Source organism: Pseudoscardovia suis, from assembly GCF_002797875.1.
Classification (GTDB): domain Bacteria; phylum Actinomycetota; class Actinomycetes; order Actinomycetales; family Bifidobacteriaceae; genus Pseudoscardovia; species Pseudoscardovia suis.
In genome coordinates, this window is record NZ_PGFC01000003.1 from 16,966 (window position 1) to 30,092 (window position 13,127).

At 63.0% G+C, this 13,127-nt stretch carries 10 protein-coding genes; all 10 read right to left on the bottom strand.

Features of this window, described 5'->3' with window-relative positions:
• Positions 1–23 precede the first annotated feature (23 nt).
• Entirely contained in the window at positions 24–1,208 is a 1,185-nt protein-coding gene (murG, locus tag CLV65_RS04395) for an undecaprenyldiphospho-muramoylpentapeptide beta-N-acetylglucosaminyltransferase (protein ID WP_094690756.1), read from the bottom strand.
• A gap of 143 nt (positions 1,209–1,351) precedes the next feature.
• Positions 1,352–2,962: an FtsW/RodA/SpoVE family cell cycle protein gene (locus CLV65_RS04400; protein WP_094690757.1), complete on the bottom strand. Its 1,611-nt coding sequence runs from the start codon at positions 2,960–2,962 to the stop codon at positions 1,352–1,354.
• Positions 2,952–4,373: a UDP-N-acetylmuramoyl-L-alanine--D-glutamate ligase gene (gene murD, locus CLV65_RS04405; RefSeq protein ID WP_420848385.1), complete on the bottom strand. Its 1,422-nt coding sequence runs from the start codon at positions 4,371–4,373 to the stop codon at positions 2,952–2,954. Before murD ends, CLV65_RS04400 begins: the two co-directional genes overlap by 11 nt.
• 119 nt (positions 4,374–4,492) lie before the next feature.
• Positions 4,493–5,599 carry a phospho-N-acetylmuramoyl-pentapeptide-transferase gene (gene mraY / locus CLV65_RS04410; RefSeq protein WP_094690759.1) on the bottom strand — a complete coding sequence of 369 codons (1,107 nt, stop codon included), beginning with the start codon at positions 5,597–5,599 and terminating at the stop codon, positions 4,493–4,495.
• A gap of 84 nt (positions 5,600–5,683) precedes the next feature.
• On the bottom strand, positions 5,684–7,255 hold the full coding sequence (locus CLV65_RS04415) for a UDP-N-acetylmuramoyl-tripeptide--D-alanyl-D-alanine ligase (protein ID WP_094690760.1): 1,572 nt from the start codon (positions 7,253–7,255) through the stop codon (positions 5,684–5,686).
• An 80-nt stretch (positions 7,256–7,335) separates the two neighbouring features.
• Positions 7,336–8,235 carry a hypothetical protein gene (locus CLV65_RS04420; protein WP_094690761.1) on the bottom strand — a complete coding sequence of 300 codons (900 nt, stop codon included), beginning with the start codon at positions 8,233–8,235 and terminating at the stop codon, positions 7,336–7,338.
• A gap of 188 nt (positions 8,236–8,423) precedes the next feature.
• Positions 8,424–10,181: a peptidoglycan D,D-transpeptidase FtsI family protein gene (locus CLV65_RS04425; protein ID WP_094690937.1), complete on the bottom strand. Its 1,758-nt coding sequence runs from the start codon at positions 10,179–10,181 to the stop codon at positions 8,424–8,426.
• Positions 10,182–10,306: 125 nt separating this feature from the next.
• Complete coding sequence (gene ftsL / locus CLV65_RS08910; RefSeq protein WP_211278394.1) at positions 10,307–10,927, bottom strand: cell division protein FtsL; 621 nt, start codon at positions 10,925–10,927, stop codon at positions 10,307–10,309.
• A 62-nt stretch (positions 10,928–10,989) separates the two neighbouring features.
• Entirely contained in the window at positions 10,990–12,240 is a 1,251-nt protein-coding gene (gene rsmH / locus CLV65_RS04435; RefSeq protein WP_094690762.1) for a 16S rRNA (cytosine(1402)-N(4))-methyltransferase RsmH, read from the bottom strand.
• Complete coding sequence (mraZ, locus tag CLV65_RS04440; RefSeq protein ID WP_244569114.1) at positions 12,240–12,731, bottom strand: division/cell wall cluster transcriptional repressor MraZ; 492 nt, start codon at positions 12,729–12,731, stop codon at positions 12,240–12,242. Before mraZ ends, rsmH begins: the two co-directional genes overlap by 1 nt.
• Between the last annotated feature and the right edge of the window lie 396 nt (positions 12,732–13,127).

Sequence of the window (13,127 nt, forward strand, 5' to 3'; positions counted from 1 at the left end):
TGTTTCCATGAAGCGTGACCATACTACGCGTTCGCACCGACGCGGGACGATGCGATGCGCAACACTTCCTGCGCCATCGCATCCGCTGCGTCACGGATGCCATATGACCATGCCGCCTTGCCCATCGCGTGCAGACGGGTGCGGTCATGGACCAATGCCGGCACGTGCTGCTTCACCCAATCCGCGGTGAAATCAGCATCGTCGATGAGCAGCCCGCCGCCGGCGTCGACGACCGGCTGGGCGTTGAAACGCTGTTCGCCATTGCCAATGGGAAGCGGCACGTAGATGGCCGGCACGCCTAGGGCTGTGATTTCAGCGACGGTGCCAGCGCCGGAACGGCAGATCACCAGGTCCGCGGCTGCAAACGCTTCGTCCATGCGCTCCCAGTATTCGGTCGCATGATAGCTGCCCTCGCTGGAATCCCCCAGGCCGCAGATACGGCTCTCCCCCGCCACTGTCGCGACAGTGGAACGCACTGCGTCGATCTTGCCCTTGCCGGTCAGATGCACCACCTGCCCCAGATCAAGCAACGTGTCGGCGGCTTGAGACACAGCGTTGTTAAGGCTCAGTGCCCCCAAGGAGCCGCCGGTGACAAGGATCATCGGAAGCTGCGGGTCAAGTCCCAAGCGAATCTTCGCACTTGTGCGCGTCGTATCGCGATCCGCTTCGAGCTTGGCAGCCATCCGGGCAATCGGCTCACGCAACGGCAGGCCGACGCGGCGGATCGGAGCCGAGGATTTCAAGCCCGTGCCGTCGTACACCGTACCAATGAAGCTCGCCCATCGCGCCCCCAGCTTGTTGGCCATGCCGGCGCGCGCATTCTGTTCATGGATGACGATGGGGATGCCCACCTTGTGCGCGGCGTAATACGCGGGCGCGGCAGCGTAGCCTCCCACGCCCACGACCACATCCGCCTGACGCTCGGCAAGGATGCGCCTCACCTTCGCGGTCTCCGCCTTCCACAACCCCGGGAAGCGGAACATGTAGCCGTTCGGCTTGCGTGGGAACGGGACTTTCTCGATTGTGTCCATCGGCAATCCCGCGGCGGGCACGAGCGTGGATTCCAGCCCCACCTGCGTGCCGATGACAGACAGACTCGCCTGCGGATCGCGACGAGCGATGGCTGCCGCTATGGACAACAGTGGGTTGACGTGGCCTGCGGTGCCCCCGCCAGCCAGCACGATATGCACATTCCTTCTTCCAGACATGCCTACCACCTTATTACTTTCCTTGCCACTTTCCCCAGAACATTCCCACATCAAGAATATTCCCTGACGAGTCCCACAAACTGCGATGTGCCTGCGACGTGCACGGATGCCACCTCGTCGCCGCACAGCCCAGCGAGGACGCGTCACCGCGATGTCACATTGCGAATCGCCGGAATGCGCCGCGCCTCATAGCACACGACTCCGCACGCTCCCATGCAGCAGATCAGCGAACTGCCGCCGGAGCTGAGGAACGGCAATGGCAGGCCAGTGACGGGGAACATCTCCACCACGACGGCGATATTGATGACCGCCTGGGGGATGATCCAGAAGAACACGGCGATGAGCGTGAGGCTGCCCACGACATGCGGATGGTTGAGCGCCATGATGACAAGGCACCAGCCCATGAGCGCGAACAGCAGGATGACGAACAAGGCTCCCACGAATCCCAATTCCTCGCCGATGACCGCGAAGATGAAATCACTTTCGGCTTCCGGCAGGTAGTTCCATTTCTCATAGGAATTGCCCAGCCCCACGCCGCCGATACCGCCGGTGCTCAATGCATAGATGCCATGGATGACCTGATAGCAATTGCCCTGCAGGTCCGCGTCGGAAGCGGTGCATCCCTGGAACAGCATCTTGATACGGCTGATGCGGCTGGTGTTCAAGAACAGGGCGAACGTTCCCAAGACGACGATGGCGACAGCACCTACCTTGATCATCTTCCCCGGGATGCCTCCTGCGATCAGCACACCGAGGACGATGGTGATGAGGATGAGGCATGTGCCCATGTCCCTGGACACCCAGAAGACAAATCCAATCACCGCGAAAGACGCGACAAGCGGAACGAGCCAATTGATCAGATTGGAACGGTCGCGCGAGCGCTGCGCGTTGAAAACAAAAAGCGGCAGGACCGTGCACAAGGCAAGCTTGAGCAACTCCGCGGGCTGGAATTGCACACCGGCGATGGCAAGCCAGCTCTTGTTGCCCTGATACTCGACGCCGAAGATCATCAGGCCCAGCTGAGACAGCACAGCAATCGCCGCAAAGAACAGAACAACGACGCGATGGCCGTTTTTGATGTGACGACCGTGGAAGTTGATCATGAACAGCACCATCAACAGCAAGCCCAAGGCGATGAACTTGAGCTGCTCAAGCACCGCCGCGATAGGTGATTCACCTGCGGTGACGAGTTCCACGCTGGAGCTGGAATACACCATGACCAGGCCAAGCAGCGTAAGGGCCACGGCCGATGCGACGAAACCGAAATAGCAGTACACGGGATTGAGGAGGAACCTCCATCCGGTGTAATGCGACGTGGAGATCGCCGGAGTCTGGGCATCGTCCACATTGTCGAACGAATGTCTGACCACACACTGCGCGCGGCGCATCCATGATGCGGATGGGTCCGCGTCAGGCTTATAGGTGCTGCGCTGTGCCGCGTCTCCGCGCAGATTCACGCTACTGCCGCTGGCATCTTCCACAGCATCCGTTCGATCCGCGACACGTACACGGGGCCGCGGTGAGCTCCGCTTGGCAACCCGATGGTCGCGGTCGTCCAAGCGGCGTTTGCGCCGAGGAGCCGAGGCTGGGGTATCATCTGCCAAGCCTCGCCTCATGCGGTCGTATTCGGGCGAACCGAATTGCGGAGCGCGACGGCGCTGATCCGCCTCATCATCCCTGCCGCCACGTGAATTCACAGTGCGGCGTGGAGCATGATCCGCGCCTTGGGAATCGTCGCGCACATCACGCGCCATGCGCTTTCACCCACCCTTGCGCCGCGGTGGCGAACTTCTCGCCACGGTCGGCATATGAAACGAATTGGTCCATCGATGCGCATGCTGGCGCCATGAGCACCACGTCACCGGGCTGTGCGATGCGGGCGGCTTCCTCCACGGCGCGTTCCATGACCGTGTCACGTGGCTCGGGGTCGATGAACGTCACGGGGATGTCCGGCGCCTGCGAGGCGAAAGCCTCGCGCATCGGCTGCTGATCCACGCCGATGATGACCGCGGCCTTGATCGTGTGCGCTTGGTCTCGCACCAAGTCCTCGAAGCGGGAGCCTTTGGCCAGGCCGCCGGCGATCCACACGACGGACTTGGGGGCATAGCTTGACAGCGACGCGTGCGCGGCGTGAGCGTTCGTCGCCTTCGAATCATCGACGAAGCGGATGTCTCCCTCGCCGGTGTGGGCGCTTGCCACGAGCTGGATGCGATGCCCGCCGGGTTCGAATGCCTTGAGCGCCTGCAGCGCGGTAAAGGAATTGACGCCCATGCCACGGGTGAGCGCATACGCGCACAGTGCGTCTGCCAGCAGATGCGGGTACACAGTGCCATCCGGCTCCGTCAGATGCGTAAAGTCGGTGACGCGGATGAGGTTCTCATGCGCCTGCTCGCTGCGCAGCGCGGACCTGTCGCACACCCAGCCGTCCTTCACACCGATCTGCCCGTCGCCCGGCTCATGGAGGGTGAAGCCGATGCGCATGCAATCGGGGCCTGTGACGGCCTGCTTGGCGAGCCGCACGACATTGGGATCGTCGGCATTGTATACAAGCGCGCGCTTCACGCCACGGTAGACCTTCGACTTGTCGTACATGTAGTTGGCGAATCCGCCGTGCCAGTCAAGATGGTCGTCGGCGAGGTTCGTGATCGCGGCGCAGTCAAGCGCCAGCCCTTCGGTGAAATGCAACTGGAACGAGCTGAGCTCCACAGCGAGCGCATCATTGGTCGGCACGACAGCCGCCTGAGACACCGGCACGCCGATGTTGCCCACCGCCGGAGCCTTGAGACGTGCGGCGGTGAGGATGGCGGACACCATCTGCGTGGTGCTCGTCTTGCCGTTCGTGCCGGTGATGCCGATCCATGGCGCGGGGCGTCCCGTCGCATGGGTCGTGCAACGCAGCAGCCAGGCGAGCTCGACTTCGGAGATCACGGGGATGGAGCGGGATTGCGCGGTGACGATGAAATCGGCTTCCGGATGGAACACCGGCGACGTGATGACCAGGCCGATCTCATCCCAGGCCACGGCGTCAGAACTCGAGTAGGTGGATTCCGCCGGGCCTTCGTCGAGGGTGACGACGCGATGCCCTTGTGCGGCGAGCACGTCGCGCGCCGACCTTCCGGACACGCCCAGTCCGGCGACGAGCGCCGCCAAGCCTTTCGAATCCAATGAGTCGAGCGCTTCCTGTGCCTGTTCGAGGGTGGCGTTCGGCGGGAAGTTCTTCGTTCCCTCGGCGGTAACGGTATCAGTCATTGTTGATGCTCCTCTGTGGTTATGTCGTCAGTGGATCACAGGACGTGCGGCGAGTGGACGAGCCAGTTGCTGTAGAAGCACAGCGCGCCCACTATCGCGAACATCATCTCGATCATCCAGAAACGCACCACGACTTTGCTTTCCGACCATCCGCACAATTCGAAATGATGGTGGATGGGCGCCATCTTGAATACGCGCTTGTGCCGCGTGTGGAACACGGAAATCTGGATGACGTCGCTCATGGCCTCGATGACGAACAGGCCGCCGATGATGACGGCGAGCAGCTCCGTGTGCGTGGCGATGGACAGCGCGGCGAAAAGACCGCCCAAGGCGAGGGACCCGGTGTCGCCCATGAAGATGAGCGCCGGGTTCGTGTTGTACCACAGGAACCCGAAGCATGCGGCGAAGGCGCAACCTGCGATGATCGCAAGGTCACCGGGGTCGCTCACCGAATAGGTCATGCCAGCCTGCGCAGCCATGGGCGCCAGGTGCTTCGTCTCCCAGAACGCGATGAAAGCGTAAGCGACGAAGGCGATCATGGAATTGCCGGTGCACAAGCCATCCAGTCCGTCCGTGAGGTTGAATGCGTTCGTCCATGCAGCCAGCAGGAAGTTCACCCAGATAACATACAGCACGACCGCCGCGACCTTGCCCAGGCCTTCGAAAGAGATGAGGGTGTGCTCGATTCCCGTGATGCCCGGATGCGTGGCGGACAGGCCATCGCGCTGCGGCAGGCAGACCGCGATGATGGCGAAAACCGTGGCGATGAGGATCTGCCCGATGAGCTTGCCATGGATTGACAGGCCTTCGTTCTGCTTCTTACGCACCTTCGCGAAATCATCGATGAAGCCCAGCGCTCCCATCGCCACCATGACGAACAACACGAACAACGCCGTAATGGAGTACGGCGCGCCTTGCGTCAGATGGCGGTAGATGGCGGACACAAGCCATCCGAGCACGATGGATAGCACGATGACGACGCCTCCCATCGTGGGCGTGCCGCGCTTGACCAAGTGGGATTGCGGGCCGTCCTGGCGAATGTACTGTCCGTAATGCAGCCTGTGCACCACGCGGATCATGATGGGCGTGCCGATGAGCACGCCGACCAGCGACACCACGAAACCGATGATGAATGCAATCATGGATGTGTCCTCTTCCGCTTCTCGCGATTGTGTCCGCGCCCGGCACAGAGGCCGGCCGCAACTTCCAAGTGTTTCAATTATCCCCTATGCACGGTGCGCCGTCACGGGCGACCATTTCGCAGCAAGCGCCGAAAGTCCGGACGCGTGCGAGCCTTTGAGCAGCACAACGCTGCCCTGGTGCGCCTTGGCGAGCCGGGCGACTTCCTCGGCCGCCTGGTCGGCGGAATGCACGAACGCCACATCCATGCGGCTGTGGCCATCGGCCTGCTGTGCGCCTTGTGCCAGGCAGGAGGCGAGTCGATCGAGGTTGGCATCGGCATCGCTTCCCACCGCCACGAGCGCGTCCACGCCCAGATGGGCGCAGTATGCGCCAATGTCACGGTGCTTGGCCTCATCATCGTCACCGAGCTCCAGCATGGAGCCCAGCACCGCCACGCGGAACGGGCGGTCGCGGCGATCGCCCGCATGCCATGCCGCAAGGCCGTCGAGACCTGCCTTCATGGAATCGGGGTTGGCGTTGAACGAATCGTCGATGAGCGTGAATGCCGCCGGCACGACCGGGGGCTCCACGGTGGAAACCGCCATGCGGTGCGGGCTAGCGGCGCCCTGGGTCTCCAGCACCTGCACGATGGCGTCGAAAGGCACCCCCACCGTCAAGGCGGCGCATGCAGCGGCGAGCGCGTTCATCACGTTATGCCTGCCGCGCAATGCGAGCGTCACGCGATGCTCGTGCCCCGGCGCGACGAGGGTGAAGCTGGGGTGGTCCGTGTCGTCGACCTCGATGTCGCGCGCCCGCACATCGCACGTGTTGTTGGCTTCGTCAACGCCGAACCAGCGCACGGTGCGAGCCTGCGTCATGTCTGCCATCGTGGCGACGCGCGGATCGTCGGCGTTGAGCACGGCCACGCCATCGGTGGTCAGGGCCTGCACGATCTCGGCTTTAGCACGCCGGATGTTTTCGACGGAGCCGAATCCGCCCAGATGCGCGACGCCCACCTTCAGCACCACCGACACGTCCGGCGGCACGATGGAGGTCAGGTAACGGATCTCCCCCATTGCCGAGGCTCCCATTTCGGCGACGAGATACCGCGTGTCCTCCCCGACCTGCGTTGCCGTCAGGGGCAGGCCGATCTCATTGTTGAACGAGCCGACCGGAGCCACCGTGCGCCCTTGGGTGCGGAGCATGGCGGCAAGAAGATCCTTCGTCGTCGTCTTGCCCACGGAACCGGTGATGCCCACCACCGTGAACGGATGGGGCGCGGCCGGATCGAATGGACCTGCGATGGCGGGTTTGCTACTCTCGTCGCGGCTAGCGGAATCATCGCCTTCGTCAGCGGCCACCGCAAAGCTGCGACGCAAGGCGACGTTGGCCTTCGCCACACGCCCCAACGCCGCCACGGTGTCGTCCACGACGATCTGCGGCACATCCACGTCCACTTCATGGTTCACCAGTGCTGCCGTGGCGCCCGCCTTGGCCGCCTGCGCCACGAAATCGTGACCGTCGACGCGTTCCCCGCGGATCGCCACGAATAGGCTTCCCTGCCGTGCCTGGCGCGAATCCGTGCATACGGATGTCACGACGCCCTGCGCCCCGTCCGCATGCGCCACAGCCCCTTGCACAGCCTGGGCGAGCTCGCCCACCGTCATATCCATCATCTGGAATGTCCGCCTTCCTCATTGACGCCGGCGTTGATACCGGCGCGAGTGTCTTGTAAAGTCCTAAAGTCCGTGGTCTGTCAGGCGAAGTCCTGCACGACGCGCAACGCATTGCGAATACCGGATTTCTTGATTCCCGCCTGCATGACCATCGCCACCGCTATCGACAGTTCGCTGATGCCGAGGTCGTCTCCGCTGGTCACGTTCTCGCGGGCGATCTCGTCGGAATCGCCGGTGCGTCCGGTGGCGTGCGTGTTTTCGGTTATCTGCGGGGCATAATCCGCCAGCGCGGCGACCATCTCGTCATGCAAGGTGCGAGAGCCGTCCTTGGCGCCATGGTCGGTGAGTCCACACACATCGACGCTCACGCCTGCGAGTGACCCCGGGGCGAGAGTGTCGCCGCTGGCATCAATGACGACGGACGTGGCGCCGTCCTCCACGGCGGAGACCAGCACGGATTCCACCTGCAGGCCGCCGATGGGATACGAAAACACAAGGTCACGTTCCAAGGAATACGAATTGCCCGCGCTGATCAGACCGACGGGATTGCCCAACACGTGCAACAGGTCCGCCAACGCCTCGGCAGATCCGGCGGATTGCGATCCGCTCACGGTGAAGATCGCCAGCTGATTTGCGGGGTTTCCCGCCATGCGCGCCGCCAACGATGACAGTTCCGTCGCACTCGGGTCACCAAAAAGCAGGGGGATGTCCGGGTCCCCCGATGCATACGCAGGCTTGAGCGCCGAGGGAAGCAGCACTGCGTAGGCTCCGCGATCAGCTGCCGCCGTGATGACATCAGGCGTGACATGCATGCCTTTGCCCGCTATGAACAACGCGCCCGGGGTCACGGACTGCAGATCGTCAGCCAGCGATGTCACGGTGACCGGAGCGGCCTGTCCCGAGCCGATGTCAAGCCCAAGGATCCGCCCCAGGTCTCCGATTGTCGTGCGTTCCGTTGTCGATTCGCTTAACGAACCCATCGCGCTGCTCCTTGCTGGTGATGCATGGCCTTGTGTCCGTGACGGGGATGGCGCTTGGCGCGGCATCCGCCTTCACCGAGCAATCCTACCGCGTCGTATCCACGACGGGCTTGCCCCATGCGACGGCCATCCGTGCGACGGCCATCCGCGCCCCTGCTATCACCGATGTGTGGCATTCCCATCGCGGCTCACCATTTCACGGGAATCGCATCCGTGCGAGCCGGTGACTGCGGGACCTTGTATTTTTGCATGAGGAACTGGCCGATCTTCGCCGTCACCGGACCGGAAGTCCAGGCACCTTCGGTTCCCGCCGGGTCCTTCATGAACACGCTGACGACGAACTTGGGGTCGTTCGCCGGCAGTGCGATGATGTAGTCGGCGACGATGCTCGAAAGCGAGCCGTCATCGCCAGCCACCTGCGCGGTTCCGGACTTGGAGGCAAAACGGTAGCCGGGAATCGAATCCCATTTGTTGTCTTTTTCGGCGACGCTTTCCATGGCGTTGAGCGTGTTGGCGGCGGCGGATTCATCGACGACGCGTGTCGTTTCGTTGACGGAAGGCGTCACGTCCGTGCCATTGGCATCGGTGGCGGATTCGATGAGCGACTGCCCCAGGCGGACTCCCCCGTTGGCGATCGTGGCAACGACGTTCGTCATCTGCAATGCGGTGACCGCGTAGCCTTGACCGAACAGCACAACGTTCTGCGTGCGGCCGTCCCACTGGGAGTAGTCGCTGAGCAGACCGGAGGTGGCACCGGGGAAATTGATGCCTGAATCCTGGCCAATGCCGAACTTTCTGAGGTATTCATAACGCTTTTCCAACGAATACCCGCTCGATTCCATGATCGTGCCCACGTTGGAGGAATAGCACAGGATGCCGGCGCTCGTGAGGTGCCATACGGAGTGTGCCTCGGCGTCCTTGTATGTCTGGCCGTCCACGCTAATCGTGTTGGGTATCGTGAACTGGTTGGTCGGCTCCTGCAAGCCTTCCTGGTAGAGCGCCGCCGTGGTGATGACCTTGCCTGTTGAACCCGGTTCGAACGTCTGGGTCATCGCAAGCGATGCGGTTGTCTTGGCCTCGTCGCTGCCGGCCGTGATGTCCTGGCTGTCGGCAATGGCGAGGATCTTGCCAGTGGAGACCTCTTGCACGACGGCTACGCCCCATTTGGCTTTCTGGCTGGTCACGCCTTCCTTGAGGGCCTGCTCGACGTACCATTGCACATCGCTGTCTATCGTGAGTTTGACGGTGCCGCCGTTCAACGCCTGCGACGCGTCAGTCTGCGTGCCGGGGATCCGCTCGCCGGTCAGTGCCTGCTGATACGTGGTCGAGCCATCCTGACCTTGCAAGGCATCGTTCATCATGAGCTCGATACCGGCGACGCCCGTCCCTTCGTCGTCCACGCCACCCAGCACGTCTCCCAGCAGCGTGCCATCGGGATACTGGCGCTGGGATGTGCTTTCGAAACCGATGACGGTGGAAAGATGGAGAGCCTCGACCTGTTGCTTGAGCTGAGGGGTGACGTTCTTTTGCAGCACGACGTACGAGCTGGTGCCGGCGAGTTCGCCGCCCAGCTCCATCTCGCTGACGCCCAGCAACGGGGCGAGCAGTTCCGCCACTGCCTCGACGCCCGTGGCATCAGGGTTCGATGTGCTGTCCATATTCTGGCAGATGGAGGAATTGGTGCCGGTGCATTTGACGGGTTTGAACGCCGCAGCGCCATTCTGGTCGGCATACATCGTGTAGCGTTCCACGGATTGCGCAAGCACCTGGCCGTTCGTGTCGACGATTTCGCCTCGGGTGCCGTGGGTCACGACGGTCACCGTGCGAGATGCCGTCGCCTGCTGTGCCACGGATGCCCCGCCGAGCTGGAAACCGGCGAGCCTGACCACGCAGAAAGTGGCATAGATTGCAATCAGCACGCAGACGACCACGACGCGCTTGAGCATGGAGTTCCATGGCAAATGCAAGAAACCGGATATCGAGCGGCGCGACGTGGCCTTGCGCCGGCCATGGGAATCCTGTGAATCCTGCGGATTGTGCGAGTCATGGGAACCGGTCATTGTCGACCTTGTCATTGCGCCTGCCCCTGCGCCGATGCATCCGATGAGGCGTTGCCGGAATCCGTGGCGTCATGGGAGGCCGTCGACGATTGGCTACCCTGCCCCATGTCAAGGGTGACGGAACCGGAACCGGGCACCATGCCCATTTGCGTCGCCTTGTTGGGAAGGTCTGCGTTGAGCTGTTCCAGCTGTAGTTCGTCCGCCTCCACATCCTGCTGCAGCTGCGAGATGTTCTGCTTCGTGGTGCTCAGCGTGAACGAATCCTCGATCATCAGCGTGCGCAGCGTCAATGCTCCGGACATCGACGCCACAAGAACCACGATGGCGATGACAACGCGCAGCATGGGCTTGCTCACATGCCGCGCCCACGAGGCCGGGGACGCGATGCGATGCTTCGTGGCGTCCGCCTCGTTGTCGATGACGCGCAGCGCCGGCCTGCTGGCGGTCTTGGACTGGCGGCGGCCGTCGGCATGCGAGTCGGGGCGGCGTTCCGGCTTGAGACGAGGCATTGCCGATCCCCTCGCCGCCATGGGGGCACGCACGGCTCCATGTGCCGATGTGGCCGATGTGATGGATGACGAGGCTATGCGGCGCTGCGATTGGCGTGCCGCCGCCTCGGTGGCCCCGGACATATGCGCGGTGCCTCCATGCTGGCGTGCCTCAGAACGTGCAGGACGTGGTTGCGCTGCCGATGTCATCGTCGTGGCATCCTTTCCTTTGCGGAATGAGAGAAGTGTGAGGAATTGTGGTTGGTGTGCGAGGAGCGGTGTGCGCGCTCACGGGGACTTCGTCCCTTGGCGCCGGCGGGGCCTGCAGCCTCCCCACGCGCGAATCCCGCGTAGCCGGCATCCACCAGTTCGGCGAGTCCCTGTCGCCTCGCCGGCGGAATCGGCCGTATGAGTTCCACGGCGCGCAGTCTGACGGAGGACGATCGGGGGTTGCGTTGCCGCTCCGTCTCATCCGCTTTGATGGCTCCATGGGTCAGGTCCTTGAAGTATGGCTGCGCATCCTGGGGCACGACCGGCAGGTCGGCCGGGGCGTCGATGTGCAATCCCAATGACATGAAACGCTTGACGGTGCGGTCTTCGAGCGAATGGTAGGATTCGACGACCAACCGTCCTCCGACGGCGAGATGGAGAGCCGCCTGCGGCAATGTGCCGGCGAGTTTGTCAAGCTCACCGTTGACTTCGATGCGCAGCGCCTGGAACACCCTTTTGGCGGGATTGCCCGGCGCACGGTGCGCGCGCGGCACCGTGCGGTCGACGAGACGGGACAATTGCGCAGATGTCGTGATGGGCGATTCGCGGCGTTCCTCGCCGATGCGCTTGGCGATGGGACCGGCGAAACGCTCCTCGCCGTATTCCTTGAAGATCTGGCGCAGCCGGTCCGTGTCGTAAGTGTTGAGCACATCGGCCGCAGTGAGGGTCTGCGTCGTGTCCATGCGCATATCCAGCGGAGCGTCATGGGAGTATGAGAAGCCGCGGTCCGCCTCGTCTATCTGCAGGCTTGACAATCCAAGGTCCATGAACACCGCGTCCACGCGGGCAACACCCAAGCGATCAAGCACATCGGAGAGTTCATCGAAGGCGGCGTGCACCGGGGTGAAGCGATCGGACAGGCCGGCGTCATCCATGCGGCGCGTCGCGAGCGCCAGGGCCTCTGGATCGCGATCGATGCCAATGAGGCGAGCCTCAGGGCAGGCTTTGAGGAATGCCATCGAATGCCCTGCCAATCCCAAGGTGCAATCGACGATGATGGGGTGTTCGCCGGCAGGGCTGCCGGCATGGTGACGCTCGACAAGGCGGGACGTGACCAGGTCCACGCAATCGTCAAGCAGCACGGGGGTATGGATCGCCGACAGGTCGGCGTTGGCGCCAACGCCGTCCTGTGTTCCGCCGCCGATCCGGCCGCCGGTCTGGCAATCATCCGGCTTGTGCAATTCCATCACAGGTCCCCCAAGGGGAGGATGTCATCCGCCATGTCGGAATAATCATCCTCCTGTTCGTTCAAATACGTTTCCCATGTGGGTCTATCCCACACTTCGGCGCGCGTCCCCACGCCGATGACGACGATGTCGCCCGTCAGCCCCGCGTAGTCGCGCAGCATCTGAGGCACCATGACGCGCCCCTGCTTGTCGGGCACTTCATCCACCGCCCCCGACAGGAACACGCGCAGGTAGTTTCGCGCACGCTTGTCGGACAGTGACGTGCGTTGCACCTGTGCGGCGATGCGGCGAAATTCCGGGATGGGCAGCAGATACACGCACCGTTCCTGACCTCGGGCAAGCACACAGCCCGCACCCAACTGAGACCGGAACTTCGCCGGAAGTGCGACGCGACCCTTGGCATCGATCTTGGGGGTGTAGGTGCCCAACAGCAACGCAGGCATGAGCGATGATTCGCCAGCAACCGCAGCATCAGGCGCAGGAGCGCCGATGGAGACGGCTTGCGACTCATGGGTGTCGTCGTCCAAGTTGCACCTCCCCAAGCACGCCAGTAACCGCAATCTTTCCCCACTTTACCCCACTTTCCACCACCGCCACCCACTTTTATGCAAATTCCCCATTACCTCCACAAAATCCCACCACCATCCAGCCGATTCCATCGGTCCTCGCAATCCGACCCGCTGCTTGGCAACCCGCCCATCGTGGCGCACACACTGCCGCCGGCCATGCGAGCGCCGCCGCGTCAGACGGATGGCATTGCCGCGCGAGGCGGACGGCATCGCCGCGGAACACTGGACGGCACCGCCACGGAACACGCATTTGTAGCACCCTGTCGTGTACCATGATGAGGCGTTTTTTGCACGCCGGGAGAACGGCGGCGCATGGCC